Raw genomic sequence first — 16,158 nt, forward strand, 5'->3', positions numbered from 1 at the left:
CAATGCAGGTGGCTTAAGACAGCGATTGCCTGGATTGGGCAACCGCGTTATCACCGGTGCGTGGCGCAGTCTACAATTACGGCGATCGCCGTCATTCTGGGATTTCTAGCTTGTTGCGGCGATAGCGACTCACCATGCAACTATGATGATTTTGATTATGTAGGTACCAATTATACCTGGGTGCAAATTCTCGGCGCAAAGCCAGGAGAGTCACTGCCGTTTTCGCTTTCTGCTGGCAACTACGACGGTTCTTTTGCCCGACACGATTTCCCTTCGCAGTGTGCGTCCTGGACCGCGACGTACCAAGGTTCATTGCAGGCACTACCTGACGGGGTCTTGCACGTTGCCCCTGATGCGATATCCGGTGCTGAGTATCGCGTCGTTGGAACGCTTCGCGACGGTTCGTCCGAACCGCCCACCGTTGGGAAGACCGTCTATGTCTATTCAGATAGCGACGATGCTGCGCCGCTAAGGCACAGCTGGCGCGAGGAAGCTCAGATCTCGTGTGCGGATGGGTCGCGTATTGAAAACGCGCCAAGCGGTATTCCAGAGCTTGTTTTCTATGTTAACGGCGAATTTTCGGTCACGTGGACGCCATTTGAAGTCTACTACGATTACTTTTCGACATTCACGTTTGATGCGAAGACGGCAACGCTGGCATTGGCACCTCCGTCATCGGGGAACAACGTACCGAACGATTTTGAAGGCGAATCGGGGAGCATTGAATTCCTCGACGACCATACGATACAGATTAGCAGCGTGTGGTTTGGCAGCCAAGACAGCGACGAGCCTACGACACCAACCTGCGGGTATGTCTTCAGCCGACGATAGATCGCTGCACCCGACGCACAATCAAGCGGCGACCTACCCCTTCGCAGTACGTGCTTGCGTCGCTACCTGAGCCCACCGATCCTCGCGTGCATTTGCGAGAGATTGCTGCCAAGAAAGTAGCGGTCGTCCGCTATTCGGGAACCTGGTCGATGCGCAACTACAATGAGCATCTCGCCATCTTGCAAAAGGGCCTAACGCGCGAAGGGCTGCACGCGGTCGGCGAACCGTCGTGGGCCCGATACGACCCGCCGTACAAACCATGGTTTCTCCGCACCAACGAAATTTCGATCGAAGTCGCTTGAGCCACACAGCGCCACGCACCGACGTGCCGTGACGTGCGCCGCCGTGGCGCTAGCACGCGCGCGGGCCAAGATATCTTTTCGCCACGGCGTGGCGGCACGCCATGCATCGCGCTCGCGCTTAAGGTAGGTTGAGGCCATGTCCCGCAACATTTTAAGCGACGCCTCGATCCATCCCGCCATACGCGAGAAAATCGCGGCGCATCATCGAGATATCGTAACGGAAGTTCAGGCGGCGGTCGCGGCGCACCCCGTGGTGGTGGTGGGGATGAAGCAAAACCCGGTGCCCAAGCGAGCCCGCAGCCTGCTCGCGGCCCATGGCACGCCGTTTCACTACCTTGAGTACGGTAGCTATCTCAACACGTGGCGGCGCCGCAATGCCCTCAAGATGTGGACCGGTTGGCCAACCTTTCCGATGATTTTTGTCCGCGGCACCCTCATCGGCGGCGCCGATGACCTTGCGAAGCTCATGGACTCAGGGGAGTTCGATCGCTTGCTCGCGGCGTAAGGGCCGGCGCATGAATTATTCGGTCGAAACTCGTGGTGGAGGCGCCCGGAGCGCAAGGCGCGACGAGGGAGCGTACCCGTAGGTACGAGACCGAGGAGCAACGAGGCGATACGGGATGCATCCGCCGCGAGAGCGATCGAATAAGCCATGCGCGGGCCCTAAGGGTGGCAGGCCGTGACTCAACCTAGCCGCGAAACTGCGGCGCGCGTTTTTCGGTATAGGCGGCAAGGCCTTCCTTGGCATCGGGGGCGGCAAAGAGGCGTTGCTGCAGCTCGCGCTCGAGCGCCAGGCCCGCCTCCATCGACAAATCGCTGCCGGTCTGCACCGCGCGCTTGATGTGGCCAACCGCGCCTGCGGCTTTGCCTGGAGGGCAATAGTCGCGCGCATACGCCGTAACCGCCGCGGGAAAATCCGCCGCGCTGACATCGCAGATATCGGTGATGAGGCCCATGTCGCGCGCGGCCTCGCAGGTAAACGTTGAACCTTTCACCATGAGCTCCATCGCCTTAGCGCGCCCGACTAAGCGCGATAGTCGCTGCGTGCCGCCCGTCCCCGGCAAGACGCCGAGCGCAACTTCTGGCAACCCGAGCTTGCCGGCATTGCGGCGCGCGATCCGCAAGTCACACGCCATCGCGATCTCAAGGCCGCCGCCAACGCAATGTCCGTTGATCGCCGCGATCACGAGCTTGGGCGTGTGCTCAAGTCGCAGCAGCGTTTCATTGGCATGCAGGCAAAAGTAATACTTAAATTCTGGCGTCGCCGCGCGTAGCATCGCGATGTCGGCGCCGGCGCAAAAAACCTTTTCGCCATGACCTGTAATCACGATCACGTGCACAGACGTATCCATGCGCGCGCGCAGGACCGCGTCGTCAAGCTGGCGGAACATCTCGTAGGAGTAGGCATTCGCCGGCGGATTATGCAGCGTGAGCGTGGCGATGCCGTCGGCGTAGGCGTAGGTGACCAAGGTTGGGCCCGATGTTTGGGGCGAGCTTTGCGACATGCCGCTGTCTTGCCAGGCCCCCGTGGACCATGCAATCCCCTAGGCGCGACAACGGGCTTTCCAGGGCGAATTGCCCGTGATACCACCGCCCCATGATGACTCGTTGCGTGCACCAGTTTGCTTTTATTTCGCTGATGATCACCGCGCTGGTCGCATGTGGCCCGAGCGCCGAAGATGGCCGCAAGGCAGCGCGCCAAGAATACGATACACAGATGAAAATTAAGGCCGAGCAGTCGGCGGGCCAGACCATTCGCCCACCCGTACCCAACCGCAAACAGATTCCGTGCGATCAGCTCATCGACGTCGCGTCTTATGGACGCGCGCTTAATGAAGTAGAGCCGATGTCGGTTGAAAATGCCTCATCGCCCGTCGCCGATGCCGCGGCAAGTTGCGCCCTGGTGCGTGGAGGGACGCCGCCCACCGAGGCTCAGCAACAAAAAATCATCAAGAAGGAAGGCCGCCTCGGCGTGCTCGCCGGGGATGACGTGTGCGTTGTGACCGCCTTCTGCTGGACCATCCAGACCGAGCAACGCGTAAAAGACAAATGCAAACAAAACGGCTTCGAGCTCGACGAATCGCTGGGGTTTCCTACCTGCGTGCAGGTGGTGGCCTCAGGCGTCTACGACGTGAAATCATTCCGCTTCTACGACGAGGACACAAAGTGCGAGATGTGGGTGCGCGGGGGGGCGAGCCAGACCAACAACGACGCCATCGCCGAATGCGCCAAGGTCGCCCGCGACACCATTACGCCTGAATCGATCGCGGTGACCGGCGAGGCCGCGACTCCAGCAACGGCACCGCCGACCGCAGCGCCATCAGCCACAACCGACCCAGCCGCGTCAACGCAAGCACCTGCCACACCAAATACGCCATCACCCGCCCCTGCCACCCCATAAAGCGGGTTCAGCGTAAGCGGTCCTTTACAATTGAAATGCCTTTCCCGCGTGTTTTCCGCACGCGGCCATAGCGCGGTCATTTGCCCTTCCGGTAGCATTTTAATGCTTCTGCTTTAGAAGGTTTACCTAAGGAGATTATTGAACATGAAAACTCTACGTATCGTTCTCGTTGCTATGGCCCTCGTCGCTTCTTTTGGCGCTTGCAAGAAGAAAGACAAGGCCACCACGCCAGCCGCCACCGAACCAGCGGCGGAAGAAACCGCGCCAGCTGCTGAAGGCGGCGAAGCTGCTCCAGCCGAAGCGGCGCCTGCCGAAGCGGCCCCAACCACCCCATAATTCTAATCTCAAGCCAAACCGCGCTGGGTCTTACGACCTGGCGTTTTTTGTTTTCGGGTAGGCCAGGCGAATTCGCGCCGCGCAACCGCGGGCATATTTTGCGCGCCAGATCGCGTATGCTCCGCGCCATCGCCATGACCCCAGAACTCGAAGCACTTCTCAACGACGCGACCGAATGCCTCGCCGAGGGCGACCTCACGCAGGCCAAGCGCCTGCTCGGCAAGGCCGAAAAGCTGGCGCCAACGGCGCCCGAGGTGCGCTTCCTCGCCGCCGAGATTACCGAGGCCACCGACGGCGATGGCCTTGCGGCCTTCGAGGCACTTGCCGCCGCCGAGCCAACGTATCCCGATGCGGCATTGGCCGCCGCGGCGATTCATTTGAGCGAAGGCAATCTCGATGCGGCGAGTCGCCACGTCGATGCCGCGATCGAAAACATTGAGGAAGACGGCATGATGTTCGCGGCGATGACGCTGAAGGCCGAAATCATCTTGGCCTCGCCCGGCTCGCCGACTAAGCAACAGGCCACCGTGCGCGAGATGCTCGGCCAGCTCGCCGACCTCGAGCTCGACGACCCCGCCGATTTTATGCAGCTCGGCGAATTGTGGCTAGAGGCCGGCGATAGCAAGCAAGCCCTTGCCTGGTTGTTCCGGGCCTCCGAGGATGACGAAATGCGCGCCGATGCGCTGCACGCGATGGGCGCCATCTACGATGAAGCCGGCGACGCCGCGAGCCGCACGGCCGCTTGGCTGGAGGTGGCAAGGCTTGATGCCGGTGCCGAAAAGCCCGACTGGGATCTCGACGAAGACGCTTTTAATCAAGAAGCGGAAGCCGCGTTTGAGCTGCTCTGTGAGGCCGCCAAACGCGATCTGGAAACCGTACCGCTGCTCATCGAAGAAGCGCCCAGCGAGGCCCACGTGCGCGAGGGCGTCGATCCGCGCGCGCTTGGCCTGTTTCAAGGCGCCCCCACCGCGGATCGCCTGAACGCCAACGAGCCGACCGTGATTCGCCTGTTCCGCGCCAACATCGCCGCCGCCTCACTCGACGAAGACGACATGCGCGAGCAGGTGCGCATCACCGTGCTGCACGAGACGGCGCACTATTTTGGCCTCGACGACGACCAGCTTGACCAGCTTGGCTTGGGCTAGCCAAGTGGCGGAGCAATAACCCATCCCGCCGCGGTCTCACGAAACTGCAGGCGCAACGCGTAGAGACTGCCACCTAAGAACAGCACGTCGCCGGTGACCTCGAGCAAACCGGTGATGGCGCGACCGTCGGCGTCGCGGCTGGGCTGCACGCCGGTAACCGTGATCTTGCCAAGCCTGGCCCAAAGCTCGTCGTTCGGCAGCCCACCGGCGCCGTAGATGACCGGCCCTGCGACATGTGAACTTAATGAGAGGCCGAGGCCTTCCATGATGTAGGAACTTTCGCCAACGCCAAGCTGGCGCTGCGTTTCATAGTTTGACGCCTCAAAAAATGGAATGGCTTGTGCGAAGCGCCGCGACGCAATGCCCGCGAGCGCCTCGCGCAGGCGGGGCTCAAAACCGGCCGGCATGGCGCTGGGGTCGGAGATGGCGAGCTCGACAATGATGTTGATGGGGGCGACGGCGACGCCTGCTGTGGAGGCCGCTGGGCCTGCGGGGCTGTCATGCCTGCACGCCACGTTCGAGCAACCCGCCGATATCGCGATAACCAGGAGAACCGCAGGGTGGAGCGATCGAGGTTGGCGCATGAAGCCCACTGTAACATCTCTGTGCCGACACGCTCAATTGGGTGGCGACACGACGAAGAAGAGCCGGCGCATCAGTTTGCCCGCCATGCCCGTGTTGTCCTAGAGTGAAGCTGACCCATGAAGCTCATCTCTTGGAACGTCAACGGCCTGCGCGCCGTGATCAAGAAACAAAATTTCCTCGAGTTTCTCGACGCCGAAAAGCCCGACATCTTGTGCCTGCAAGAAACCAAGTGCTCGCCAGACCAGGTCGAGCCGTGTTGGCCTAAGCGCTACGGCGCGCATTGGAACAGCGCGGAGAAGAAGGGCTATTCGGGCACCGCGATTTTCTCGAAGAAAGCGCCGCTTGCGGTCAAGCCGCACATCGGCGTGGCCGAGCACGACCGCGAGGGCCGCGTGCTCACCGCCGAGTATGAAGACTTCTACTTGGTGAATGTTTACGTGCCCAACTCGCAGCGCGAGCTCACCCGCCTGCCCTATCGCCAGCAATGGGATGTGGCGTTTTTGAAGTATCTAAAAAAGCTCGAGCGCAAGAAGCCCGTCATCTGGTGCGGCGACCTTAACGTGGCGCACACGGAAATCGATCTGGCCAACCCCAAGGCCAATGTGAAGAACCACGGCTTTACGCCGCAAGAGCGCGCCGGCTTTGAGGCGTTTCTGGCCGCCGGGTTCATCGATACGTTTCGCGAATTCGAAAAGGGGCCAAATCACTACACGTGGTGGAGCCCGATGTCCGGCGCGCGCGCCCGCAACGTGGGATGGCGCATCGACTACTTTCTAATCTCGCCGGCGCTCCGCCCACGCCTCAAGCGCGCGGCGATCTTGCCGCACGTCATGGGCAGCGACCATTGCCCGGTGCTGATTGAGCTGCGCGGCTAGGCTAGGCGATCGGCAGCCAATGCGCGGCTAGGAAAAACAGGCGTCACCAGCACAGACCGCTGGGCCTCTTCTAAGATTTCCTTGACCAGGGCGTGGTGATGTTCCGCGTCGGTCGAGTGGTCGCATCGAAGCCCTATGACGATCACGTCGACATCGCGTTCGCGCGCGGCTGAGGATGGCCACCTTGGTTTCCGATTCTGAGCAAACAACGGCCTCAATGGGCACCCCGATTCGTGCCGCCGCATGTTCAAGCTTGGACGCGCAGGCTTGCTTGACGACGTCGGGCGTTACGCCAAGCGTCCACATGCGCTCCGGCGTGAAATAGGCCGGTGGCACGTTGTGGATCGCCATCAGCTCGCCATCAATCTGCGGCGTCAACCGCGCGGCCGACCGCAGCTCGGGACACTCTTTGCGCTCCAAATTAGTCGCCGCAAGAATTGTCTCGGTTGACGTGGCGCCGCGGCCGATGAGGACCGCGGTCTTGGTCTCGATGACGAGGCTTGTTACCAGCTCGGCATTGCGACCGGTTTGTCCGCCTAACACGATGAGGTCGGCGCCCTCGAGCGATCGTATGATGCGGGTGACCTCTTCGGCCAAGTCGCCATCGCGGGTCGTAACGTTGACGCCTCTTCGTTGCCCCAAGACATCTCGCACCCACGCCTCGGTAGCGCGCCGGTGCGCGGTGGTCGCGCTCTTGGCTTCTGTGCCTCCTGGCAGCTCCGTTATGGTGCCCTCGGCAAAATGCGGCGAGCCTCTCGGCCGATGATCGACAACGCGCATAACTTCGAGGGTTGCCCCGAGCAGGCGAGAGGCCGCGTACGCGCGATGTAGCGTCTCCGCTTCGCCTTCGATTTGGTCCAGCGCCAAAACGACGATGGCCGCATGGCGGCGCGCCTCATCTGCGGTTGACGGGATTCGAGGAGTAAAGCGTGTATCGGTTGCCCTCATATTCTGTCCCTTTCTCGGAAAGGTCAGGATGCGCCCCGCTTTGCTATTCGTCTATAACGAACGATTGACATGCGATGTCGTTTTAATCGACATTCAAAATATGAACTGGCTAAACTATCAGCACCTGTACTACTTCTCAGTGATCGCGTCGGAAGGTGGCATCGCGCCCGCGGCCCGCAAGCTGAAATTGACGCACTCAACCCTCAGCGCGCAACTCAAGTCGCTCGAGGCCCACCTAGGCACGCTGTTGTTTGACCGCCGCGGCAAGCGGCTGTGGCTAACCTCGTTTGGCCAAGAAGCCCTAAGCTATGCCGTCGACATTTTTCGGCTAGGCCGTGAACTCAACGAATCGGCGCAAGGGCGCTTACGGGGCCGACGAAAGATGGTGGTGGTTGGCGTCGCGCCCTCAATTCCAAAATCGCTCATTGCATGGGTGATGGAAACCACGCTGGCGTCAGAGAATGTTTCCGTGCAGATTCGGCAAGATGATCCGCCGGTGCTGCTAGAGCGCCTAATGCTGGGACGTTGCGGCATGGTGATTACTAACGACCCACCGCAGCTGCCGCGCGCATCGCGGCTCCACGTGCAAATTCTTGGGAATACCGGCATCTCCCTTTACGCCCACGATCGCCTCGCGCGCGGTCTAAAGAAAGACTTTCCCGCCGGCATTAACGGGAAAAAGCTCGTGATGCCTATGGCGGGCGGCCCGTTACGCAAGGCGCTTGACCATTGGCTGCTTGAGCATGAACTCAGCGTCGAGGTCGTTGCCGAGACCAACGACGCTGGCATCATGCGCGCCTTGGGAACCCTAGGGACGTGCATCTTGCCGGTGCGAGGTATTGTCCGTAAAGAAGTAGAAGGGCTCCACGGCCTTCGCCTGCTCGGCGAATGCGTTGGCGTACGCGAGACCTACTACGCCGTCACCGCGGAACGAAAATCACACGACGAGCCCATTTCGGCCATCCTGCGGCAGGCGACTAGGCATTTGGAGCATCGGCACTAGCGCGCCGGTCTGGCACATTGTGCCGCCAGTCCCCGTTGTACGTCAGGCGCCTATTTCGCGGCAGCGTGCGCTGGACCGCGCCCATCCGATTCAGGATCGAGCTCCCAGCGCGACTTGTCTCGCCAGTCAACCGCCGCGATGCCTGTGAAGGGGCGCTCGCTATTGGGGGGGATGCCGGCCGCGCGTCCCATGGCGTCGATTTCGCCGGTACCTATCGGTGCGTCTTCCTCCGTGAGGTTTTCCCCACGCGAGGCGGCATCGAGTTCTTCATCCTCATCGAGGGTTGCCTCCTCCGCATTGCGCACGCCGCCATCAGGGAATAGCTCATCTAGGGTTTCGTTTGGTTTCTTGGTCATAATTGCCTCCCGATCAGGCACTGCATCAATCGCGCCAAATCGAACGCCCGCGCCTAGTGCCTTCTGGCGCTCGGCCGAACGCGGTTTGCCTCAAACGCTGCGCGCAGGCGCACGATGCTGCGGCAGCGCACACGCCCAACAAATCCGAAATCCAGCACTTTGGTGGGCAACCAGCCGATTTTATAAATTTTTTTGGCGTAGTACGTGACCCCGCTTACGACGGGACACAGCCGAAGTATGGCTATCTTCCGTGGTGTTGTGTCCCAGCGCAGATCGCTGCTGGCATCGTTTTTAAGGCTGATGACCGTCAGATTCGGCCCTCATTGCGTCATTGGCATCGCGCCTCTTTCTGCTTCGCGAAAGTATGTAGGAAACTATAGGAACACCAACAAACCACAAACAAAACGCGCATCCGCCCAGGAACATTATCGCTAAATCGCCCCAATCACCGTCGCTGCCTTCAGGCGCCTTGGTCACATCAATTAGAAATGACGTCGCAGCCACCAAAAATGCACACCCTGTTATCCATATCGCTAGAAATCGCGCAGGAGTATTTTTCTTACTTATGAAGCGCCCCACCAAAACAATCACGATCAAAAGGATAACGAGGCCAACAATTGGGTCCACGAATAACTCCTAAAACCGGACGTATTCAAACTGCTCGGGCAGGCCGTTGATGCCGCGCAGAGGCGGTGCGATCCAGCCGGCCATCTTGCCGGGCTCGGTAACGGAGACCATGAGGCTCTTGACGTAGGTCTCGTCTTCCTCGGTGGGCAGCCAGGCGTGTTTGTGCTTGGCGAATTCGTCGGCGCTGATCAGCTCGCCGGTCGGCGTAAAATGAACCGTCGACCACATGCCGATTTGGCGGTGGAACTTGTGCGATGGCAATTTCATCTCGAAGGCAATGCCCGAGTCGGCGATGGTCTTGTTCCAGCGGTCGACGCCGCGTTGACAGTCTTTGATGTATTCCTCGCGCAGCACCTCGTTGAGCGCGGTGCGCATCGGCACGTCCTTGCCGACGACCTGGCCGTTCTCGAGCACGTCCATGCGGTGGGTGCCGGTGAGCAGCTTGTGGTCTTCGTATTTGTCTTCTTTGAAGCGACCCTTGAGGCCCGAGGCAAAGGCGTCGGCCGCATTGGACGAAATCTCGCCGCCAAACAGATCGAGCGACAACGTGTACCAAAGGTTGAGGTATTTCTGCACCGTCGGCAGGTCAATGCCGCCGAGCGCGCGCACATCGCCGTTGCTCGATTCTTTCATTAGCTCGCAGGCGCGCTTGATCACGCGCTGCACGCCGGTCTCGCCGACAAACATGTGATGCGCCTCTTCGGTAAGCATGAAGCGGCAGGTGCGCGCCAGCGGATCAAAGCCGCTCTCGGCGAGCGACGCGAGTTGGTACTTGCCGTCGCGGTCGGTGAACATGGTGAACATAAAAAACGACAACCAATGGTTATTGGGTTCGTTAAAGGCGCCCAAGATGCGCGGGCGGTCGCTGTCGCCCGAGCGGCGCATCAGCAGTTCTTCGGCCTCCTCGCGGCCGTCGCGGCCAAAGTAAGTGTGCAGCAAATAGACCATGGCCCAAAGATGGCGGCCTTCTTCGACGTTGACCTGAAACAGGTTGCGCATGTCGTACAGCGACGGCGCGGTCTTGCCGAGCATGCGCTGTTGCTCAACCGAGGCCGGCTCGGTGTCGCCCTGCGTGACAATCAGGCGGCGCAGCACGTTGCGAAATTCCCCTGGCACTTCGTCCCACACCGGCTGGCCTTGAAAATCGCCAAAGCCTTGCAGCCGGCCTTCGACTTTCGGCTCAAGGAAAATGCCCCAGCGATAGTCTGGCATCTTGACGTGGTCGAAATGCGCCCAGCCGTCGGACTCCACAGAAACCGCGGTGCGCAGGTAGACGTCGCTCGCCTGAAAGCCAACCGGGCCCATGTCTTTCCACCACTCAATGAACTTGGGTTGCCATTCTTCGAGCGCGCGTTGCAGGCGCTTGTCGTCGGCGAGGTGGACGTTGTTGGGGATTTTTTCGTCGGTGAGAACGGCGGTCATGGTGGACTCCTTAAATCGCGGCTAGGTGCGGTTAAATTGAAAGGCGGGGCGCTCGGGGCGGCCGTACAGCGTCAGCGCGCCCTGTTCGCCCGTGGCGTTGGCGCGAGTGAAGATCCAGTTTTGCCACGCCGAGAGACGGCCGAAGATCTTGGTCTCCATGGTTTCCGGGCCAAGGAAGCGCAGCGATGCCTCCATGCCGGTAAGCGCATCGGGCGACAGCGACGCGCGCTCTTCCACCGCAATGCGCAGCTCATCGGCAAAGTCGATGTCGTCGGCGGCGATGGTAACGAGCCCCAGCGCTTCGGCGGCCTCGACGGACAACGGGCCCTTGGCGCCTTCGGCCAAGACTTTTTCCACTTGCGCAGGTGTGCCATAGAAGCGCACAGCGAGGCGAGAGAGGCCACTGGCGGTGAGCAAGTCGCCGCGATTGGCGACGCCGGTTTGCAGGGCAATGGCTTCTTTGGCGTCAATGAGGCCATAGGCGCGATCGCAGGCGAGCGCCACTTCGAGCAACACGCCGGCAAAACACGACTCGGGCGAATCGGCGACGGCAAACAGCGACTTGGCGGTGTTGTCTAGGCGGCGCAGCACGCGCGCTTGCAAGAGCCGCACCTCGCGCGCAAAACCGCTGGCATCGGCGCGCAAGGCCTCGTCGTGCGCCAACACCAGCGAGCGATCGCCAATGGTACGCACCAGCACGGTGCCAATCTGCGGCAGATCGAAGCGCAGGTGCAGCAGCGCATTGTCGAGCTCGCGAAAGGCGCGCAGCGACCACGTGTCCACGCCCTCGGCGGTGATGCTGCCTTGCGGCGCCTGCGATGGCGCGCGCACGGTAAGCGTGGCGGTGCGTTGCTTGTTGTCAATATCGAGCGAGACGTAGCAATACGCGCGCGAAGTGTCTTTGACCGTGGCGGCAAGCGCCGGCAATTTAACCGCGGGGCCAACCGCGCGTCCTTCGCCGCTGGCCTTAGCCACCAACGCCTGCGTACGGGCGCTAACCGCCTCGTCCCACTTGCTGCGCGGCACCACGTCGTCGACGAGATTCCACTCCTTGGCGCGCTTGCCCTTGATGCCCTCGGCGAGGGTGCAGAACACGTCGGCGCGATCACGCCGCACCTTGCGCTTGTCGACCAAGCGGGTGAGGCCGCCAGTGCCAGGCAGCACGGCAAGCAATGGCGTTTCGGGAAACGACACCGCCGAGTTGCCGTCTTCAACCAGCATGATCTCGTCGCAGGCGAGCGCCAGCTCATAGCCGCCACCGGCCGTGGTGCCCTTGCACGCCGACAAAAACTTAAGCGCGCTGTGGGCCGAGGCGTCTTCGAGATACCGCCGCGTCTCGTTGGTGAACTTGCAAAAGTTCACCTTAAACGAATGTGACGACGCGCCGAGCATGTAGATGTTGGCGCCCGAGCAAAACACCCGATCGAGGTCGGCGCCAACCACGCATACCCGCACCTCGGGGTGCTCAAAGCGCAGGCGCTGCGTAATGTCGGCGAGCTCGATGTCGACCGATAGATCGTAGGAGTTAAGCTTGAGCTCATAGCCTGGCTTATGCGGATGCGCCGCATCGACCTTCATGGTCAGCTTGGCAACTGGGCCCGCCACCTCGAGCTGCCAGTGGCGATAGCTCGCGGGGCCAGGTTCGAATTGGGTCCATTCCATTGGATTCATCGGGTTCCTTGCGGGCGGCAGCCCTGCGGCGCGCCGTCGCATGGTGTACCGATTTTGCGAGGCTTCTGACAAGCAATTTACTGCTTGATTGCGCAAAGAAAACATGAAATATATTTCGCGTCATGGTCGAGCCACGCGCCGCCGCGCATCCTACCGCCGAGGCCTTCCTGGCCCGCGTTGGCGCGCAGGTGCTCGCCCGTCGCCAGCAGCGAGGCTGGTCGCGGCGCGAGTTGGCCGCCCGGGCCGGCCTCTCGGAACGTTTTCTCGCGCTGCTCGAAGCGGGCACCGGTAACATTTCGCTTACGCGCTTTGCCGAGGTTGCCGCGGCGCTTGAGCTCGCGCCCGACGAGCTCTTGCGCGCCACCGCGAGCGAGTTGCCCATCGCCCTGCTCGGCATGCGCGGCGCCGGCAAATCCACCCTTGGCCCGTTGCTCGCCAAGCAACGCGGCTGGCGCTTCTTCGAGCTCGATCGCGAAATTGAGCGCCTTGCTGGCCTGCGCCTCGCGCAGATCTTCGAGCTGCATGGCGAGGCTTATTACCGCCGCCTCGAACACCAAGCGCTACGCGCGATCATCGATGGGTCGCCGTGCGTGTTCGCTACGGGCGGCTCCATCGTCACCGATGACGCCAACTACGAGCTGGTGCTTCAGCGCTGCACCACGGTTTGGCTCAAAGCGACGCCTAAGCAGCACTGGGAGCGCGTGGTGCAGCAAGGTGACTTGCGGCCGATGCAGAACAACCCCCACGCCTTTGCCGAGCTGCGCGACATGCTCGCGCGGCGCGAGCCGGCGTACGCGCGCGCCCGCATCCATTTGCAAACGGCGCGCGGTGTGCCGGCGATGGTCAAGCAGCTGGCGACCGCGACCGCGGCGTAAGGAGCTCGCGCTTACGGAGGCGGCAACGAACAGGTGCCAGGCATCGCGTAGCAGCTACCCTTGACGCAATAGCCACCACCGCATGGCGCATCATCGCTGCACGTGGTGCGGCCGCATTCGCCGTTGCTACACGTGAACGAATTTGGGCACGGCGTATTCGCGTCACACGCCGCGGCGCTGCATCGCGCCGTGGTGGCATTGCACGCCTCGCCCTCGCCGCAGCCCGTTTCGCCGCAACCTGCGACGCAAATTGCTGCGGGTGAGCAGGCGCACGCTACGTCAGCGCAAATGTTGCCGGTCCCGACCGGATCGCAAATGGCGTCGCCGTCGCAGTTGCTCTTAACGTTCTCGCATGCGCCGCAGCCGATCGACTCGCCCGGCACGAAGCACGCCGACTGATTAAACGCGCAATCGGCGCTCTCCCTACATTGGCCTTCGATAAGCCCTAACGGACCATCCGGCCCGGCATCATTGGCCGCGTCGGGTGTGCCACTACCTTCGTTGTCGCCACAGGCGAGCAATAGCCACCCAAATGCACAACCCAGAACAAACGATGTGCGCGGGCGATTCATCGTCACCAAGTGTATTTATTTAAGCGAAGCGCCACAACCTTTGACGGTGCGGATTGGGCTCGCAGCTGGGCTGTTCTGACGATTTGTATGTGATACTTGACGTAAGCCCTCGCTTCACGCCATGACGACAACGCCGCGATACGTTACCGGAGCTTTGCTGATTTGCTTGCTTAGCGGCAGCGGTTGCAGCGGCTCCGCTGGGGAGCAGCGCCGCGAGGCGACAAGCGCGGTTAACAGCGCGCTTGGGCTCGCTCATAAGCTGTTGCAAGAACACAAGCAGGTCGACCTGGTTGGGCAACGGGTCGCCCTTTTTGTCGTCGAACCGGATGTCGGCAGTTGGTATTCCCTGCGCCGGATGCACCTTGGCCCGCTTCATCGCGCGCTCAAAGAAGCCTTGGCGGCGCCGCCCTACAACAGCGACGTCGTGGTGGTGCGCCGCGAAATTACGCCCATCGAAATGCTCGGCGGCGTCGATACGGCCATGCGTGAGGCTGGCGCCGAACGCGCGGTTTTTCTGCGCGTCACCCAAAGCGGCAACGCCGTCGAGATCGATATCGGCTTGCGAGGCGCAACCCCGGAGGTGGTAATTGGACGCTTCCCGATCGATCCTTCTCAACTCACGTATCTCAACCCCATCGCCATACTGATTTTTCTCAGTACGCCGTTAGTCATGCTCGGGCTCGCGGCGTTTCGCCTGTGGCGTGCCCGCGGCGTTATCAAGATCGAGCTGCGGCAACACCCGCGCGCAAGCCAAAGCGCGCTCGTGCTGGCGGTCGCCAATCAGCCAATCAATGCCAATGTCGGCGACGTCACGGTGTTTCGCCGCCAGTTTCGGCAACTCACCTCAAGCGCCGGCATCACGCGCCTGCCCCTTGGTGACGCGCCCTGGCCCCCCTTGCAATTGCGCCCAGGCACGTGGTTTGTGCAGGTTTACGGCGTCATCGCGATCGACGGCGTCGACGTGATACTCGACGAATCGCTGCAGCAGGTCGTTACGCTGCAGGGTGGCGCTACCGCGACGATTGCCTTTGACCTAGCGCCCGGTGTGGTGTTGCTCCACCTGCGCCTCGACGGCACCAAGGTCGACGGCATCCCGGTGTGGCTTGGACGCGAGCGCGACCGCGCCGCGATCACCAACGCGAGCGGCAAGGCGACGCTGTGCGCGCCCGCAGGCAATCATGAGCTGAGCATTGAAAGCGATGGCGTCGTCGTCCGACGCGGCGTTGTCATGACCACCGGACGCGACCAAGAACTCGCGATCAATATCGATCGCGAACGCACGCTGGCGCGCAGCACGTTGCTTGGTGCCAGCAGCCGACCATTGGCTAGCGCCGGGCTCGGGCCGGTCGAGGCGCGCATCATGGCGCCGTCGGCGGCGCGCCACGCGGATCTGCCGCAGCCCGGCGATCTCTTATTTGATCGCTTTGAGATCGCCAAGCTGCTCGGCCATGGGCTTGGTGGCCCGGTCTACGCCGCTACCGACGAGCGCAGCCAAAAGGAGGTCGTGCTGCGCGTCCTGCCGCGCTCGGCGCGCAACGATCCGTATGCCTATGGCGCGTATGTTGAGAGCATCGAAATCTTGGCACAGCTCCGCCATCCCAACGTCGCGCGCGTCTATCAGGTCGCGAGCGAAGGCGAGCGCGTATTTGTCATTTCGGCCAAGATCGATGGCACGCCGCTGCAGTCGTTTCTCGACAAGCGCGGGGCCCTGCCCGTGCCACAAGCGCTCGAGATCGCGCGCCAGCTCGCCAATGGCCTGGTCGCGCTGCACGCGCAAAACCTCTTTCACCGCAACCTATCGCCGCACGATATATTTATAACGCACAAGCAAGAGGTGCTCATCGCCGACGTCGGGTTGCAACAACTCATGGAAGTTGTCTCACACGGCTCCGTCGCGGTCCGCGGCAATGTCGAGTATCTCTCGCCCGAGCTGCTCGGCGGCGGGCACAGCTTCGAGGCGCGTAGCGATCTGTATAGCCTCGGCTGCGTCGTCTACGCCATGTTGGCGGGTCGGCCACCCTTTCCCTCAATCTCTGCCGCGCGCGACCATGTGTACGCGCCGGCCTCACGCCTCGCCGAGTTCGTGCCCGCGATGCCGCCCAAGGTCGATGAATTCGTCGCGGCCTGTCTGGCAAAATCACCGGCGGAACGACCTAAATCCGCCCAACAAGTCGCGCAGTTTCTCGAACGCACGGTCGCGGCACTTTAG

Annotated in this window: 18 protein-coding genes; 11 read left to right on the plus strand and 7 right to left on the minus strand. The window is 61.7% G+C overall.

The annotated features are described in order from the left end of the window. Window positions 1–60 precede the first annotated feature (60 nt). From IPL79_12165 to IPL79_12175, 3 genes are all read left to right on the plus strand, one after another. Entirely contained in the window at window positions 61–831 is a 771-nt protein-coding gene (locus tag IPL79_12165; GenBank protein ID MBK9071739.1) for a hypothetical protein, read from the plus strand. Window positions 832–851: 20 nt separating this feature from the next. Further along, window positions 852–1,133 carry a heme-binding protein gene (locus IPL79_12170; GenBank protein ID MBK9071740.1) on the plus strand — a complete coding sequence of 94 codons (282 nt, stop codon included), beginning with the start codon at window positions 852–854 and terminating at the stop codon, window positions 1,131–1,133. Between the two features lie 136 nt (window positions 1,134–1,269). Then, window positions 1,270–1,638, plus strand: coding sequence for a glutaredoxin (locus tag IPL79_12175; protein MBK9071741.1), 369 nt, complete (start codon window positions 1,270–1,272; stop codon window positions 1,636–1,638). 184 nt (window positions 1,639–1,822) lie between these two features. Here the strand turns inward: IPL79_12175 and IPL79_12180 are convergent, their stop codons facing one another. Continuing rightward, on the minus strand, window positions 1,823–2,638 hold the full coding sequence (locus IPL79_12180) for an enoyl-CoA hydratase/isomerase family protein (protein MBK9071742.1): 816 nt from the start codon (window positions 2,636–2,638) through the stop codon (window positions 1,823–1,825). Between the two features lie 92 nt (window positions 2,639–2,730). Here IPL79_12180 and IPL79_12185 point away from each other — a divergent pair, with 92 nt between their 5' ends. The 3 genes from IPL79_12185 (at window position 2,731) to IPL79_12195 (ending at window position 5,015) form a co-directional block, all read left to right on the plus strand. Beyond that, window positions 2,731–3,534: a hypothetical protein gene (locus IPL79_12185; GenBank protein MBK9071743.1), complete on the plus strand. Its 804-nt coding sequence runs from the start codon at window positions 2,731–2,733 to the stop codon at window positions 3,532–3,534. A 174-nt stretch (window positions 3,535–3,708) separates the two neighbouring features. Then, window positions 3,709–3,870 carry a hypothetical protein gene (locus IPL79_12190; GenBank protein MBK9071744.1) on the plus strand — a complete coding sequence of 54 codons (162 nt, stop codon included), beginning with the start codon at window positions 3,709–3,711 and terminating at the stop codon, window positions 3,868–3,870. A 134-nt stretch (window positions 3,871–4,004) separates the two neighbouring features. Continuing rightward, window positions 4,005–5,015 (plus strand): metallopeptidase family protein, encoded by a 1,011-nt coding sequence (locus tag IPL79_12195; GenBank protein MBK9071745.1) that lies wholly within the window; start codon window positions 4,005–4,007, stop codon window positions 5,013–5,015. Here the strand turns inward: IPL79_12195 and IPL79_12200 are convergent. Continuing rightward, window positions 5,012–5,599 carry a hypothetical protein gene (locus IPL79_12200; GenBank protein MBK9071746.1) on the minus strand — a complete coding sequence of 196 codons (588 nt, stop codon included), beginning with the start codon at window positions 5,597–5,599 and terminating at the stop codon, window positions 5,012–5,014. The two genes, IPL79_12195 and IPL79_12200, sit on opposite strands and share 4 nt — an antisense overlap. 117 nt (window positions 5,600–5,716) lie before the next feature. On the opposite strand from IPL79_12200, the gene xth reads away from it, so the two are divergent. Beyond that, window positions 5,717–6,475 (plus strand): exodeoxyribonuclease III, encoded by a 759-nt coding sequence (gene xth, locus IPL79_12205; protein MBK9071747.1) that lies wholly within the window; start codon window positions 5,717–5,719, stop codon window positions 6,473–6,475. Window positions 6,476–6,502: 27 nt separating this feature from the next. Here xth and IPL79_12210 read toward each other — a convergent pair whose 3' ends face one another. Beyond that, a complete protein-coding gene (locus IPL79_12210) occupies window positions 6,503–7,423 on the minus strand; it encodes a hypothetical protein (GenBank protein ID MBK9071748.1) in 921 nt (306 codons plus the stop codon). Between the two features lie 100 nt (window positions 7,424–7,523). Between IPL79_12210 and IPL79_12215 the strand changes: the two genes are divergently transcribed. Then, window positions 7,524–8,426, plus strand: a complete 903-nt coding sequence (locus tag IPL79_12215) for a LysR family transcriptional regulator (GenBank protein ID MBK9071749.1) — start codon at window positions 7,524–7,526, stop codon at window positions 8,424–8,426. A gap of 50 nt (window positions 8,427–8,476) precedes the next feature. Here IPL79_12215 and IPL79_12220 read toward each other — a convergent pair whose 3' ends face one another. The 4 genes from IPL79_12220 to IPL79_12235 all read right to left on the minus strand — a co-directional run bounded on the left by IPL79_12220 (window position 8,477) and on the right by IPL79_12235 (window position 12,493). Further along, the gene (locus IPL79_12220) at window positions 8,477–8,782 is read right to left on the minus strand and encodes a hypothetical protein (GenBank protein ID MBK9071750.1); all 306 of its coding nucleotides are present in this window, start codon (window positions 8,780–8,782) and stop codon (window positions 8,477–8,479) included. A gap of 291 nt (window positions 8,783–9,073) precedes the next feature. Next, window positions 9,074–9,409 (minus strand): hypothetical protein, encoded by a 336-nt coding sequence (locus IPL79_12225; GenBank protein MBK9071751.1) that lies wholly within the window; start codon window positions 9,407–9,409, stop codon window positions 9,074–9,076. A gap of 9 nt (window positions 9,410–9,418) precedes the next feature. Then, the gene (gene boxB / locus IPL79_12230) at window positions 9,419–10,831 is read right to left on the minus strand and encodes a benzoyl-CoA 2,3-epoxidase subunit BoxB (GenBank protein ID MBK9071752.1); all 1,413 of its coding nucleotides are present in this window, start codon (window positions 10,829–10,831) and stop codon (window positions 9,419–9,421) included. Between the two features lie 21 nt (window positions 10,832–10,852). After that, window positions 10,853–12,493 (minus strand): benzoyl-CoA-dihydrodiol lyase, encoded by a 1,641-nt coding sequence (locus IPL79_12235; GenBank protein ID MBK9071753.1) that lies wholly within the window; start codon window positions 12,491–12,493, stop codon window positions 10,853–10,855. A 131-nt stretch (window positions 12,494–12,624) separates the two neighbouring features. Here IPL79_12235 and IPL79_12240 point away from each other — a divergent pair, with 131 nt between their 5' ends. The 3 genes from IPL79_12240 (at window position 12,625) to IPL79_12250 (ending at window position 16,158) form a co-directional block, all read left to right on the plus strand. Beyond that, window positions 12,625–13,377 carry a helix-turn-helix domain-containing protein gene (locus IPL79_12240; protein ID MBK9071754.1) on the plus strand — a complete coding sequence of 251 codons (753 nt, stop codon included), beginning with the start codon at window positions 12,625–12,627 and terminating at the stop codon, window positions 13,375–13,377. A gap of 132 nt (window positions 13,378–13,509) precedes the next feature. Next, complete coding sequence (locus tag IPL79_12245; GenBank protein ID MBK9071755.1) at window positions 13,510–13,776, plus strand: hypothetical protein; 267 nt, start codon at window positions 13,510–13,512, stop codon at window positions 13,774–13,776. A gap of 294 nt (window positions 13,777–14,070) precedes the next feature. Continuing rightward, entirely contained in the window at window positions 14,071–16,158 is a 2,088-nt protein-coding gene (locus tag IPL79_12250; protein MBK9071756.1) for a serine/threonine protein kinase, read from the plus strand.

It is taken from the genome of Myxococcales bacterium (assembly GCA_016716835.1).
GTDB lineage: Bacteria > Myxococcota_A > Polyangia > Haliangiales > Haliangiaceae > JADJUW01.

Coding starts and splice junctions, on each gene's coding strand:
- IPL79_12210 (MBK9071748.1), bottom strand. CDS start 7,423: ATGAGGGCAACCGATACACGCTTTACTCCTCGAATCCCGTCAACCGCA.
- IPL79_12240 (MBK9071754.1), top strand. CDS start 12,625: ATGGTCGAGCCACGCGCCGCCGCGCATCCTACCGCCGAGGCCTTCCTG.
- IPL79_12215 (MBK9071749.1), top strand. CDS start 7,524: ATGAACTGGCTAAACTATCAGCACCTGTACTACTTCTCAGTGATCGCG.
- boxB (MBK9071752.1), bottom strand. CDS start 10,831: ATGACCGCCGTTCTCACCGACGAAAAAATCCCCAACAACGTCCACCTC.
- xth (MBK9071747.1), top strand. CDS start 5,717: ATGAAGCTCATCTCTTGGAACGTCAACGGCCTGCGCGCCGTGATCAAG.
- IPL79_12190 (MBK9071744.1), top strand. CDS start 3,709: ATGGCCCTCGTCGCTTCTTTTGGCGCTTGCAAGAAGAAAGACAAGGCC.
- IPL79_12220 (MBK9071750.1), bottom strand. CDS start 8,782: ATGACCAAGAAACCAAACGAAACCCTAGATGAGCTATTCCCTGATGGC.
- IPL79_12200 (MBK9071746.1), bottom strand. CDS start 5,599: ATGCGCCAACCTCGATCGCTCCACCCTGCGGTTCTCCTGGTTATCGCG.
- IPL79_12180 (MBK9071742.1), bottom strand. CDS start 2,638: ATGTCGCAAAGCTCGCCCCAAACATCGGGCCCAACCTTGGTCACCTAC.
- IPL79_12235 (MBK9071753.1), bottom strand. CDS start 12,493: ATGGAATGGACCCAATTCGAACCTGGCCCCGCGAGCTATCGCCACTGG.
- IPL79_12185 (MBK9071743.1), top strand. CDS start 2,731: ATGATGACTCGTTGCGTGCACCAGTTTGCTTTTATTTCGCTGATGATC.
- IPL79_12195 (MBK9071745.1), top strand. CDS start 4,005: ATGACCCCAGAACTCGAAGCACTTCTCAACGACGCGACCGAATGCCTC.
- IPL79_12175 (MBK9071741.1), top strand. CDS start 1,270: ATGTCCCGCAACATTTTAAGCGACGCCTCGATCCATCCCGCCATACGC.
- IPL79_12250 (MBK9071756.1), top strand. CDS start 14,071: ATGACGACAACGCCGCGATACGTTACCGGAGCTTTGCTGATTTGCTTG.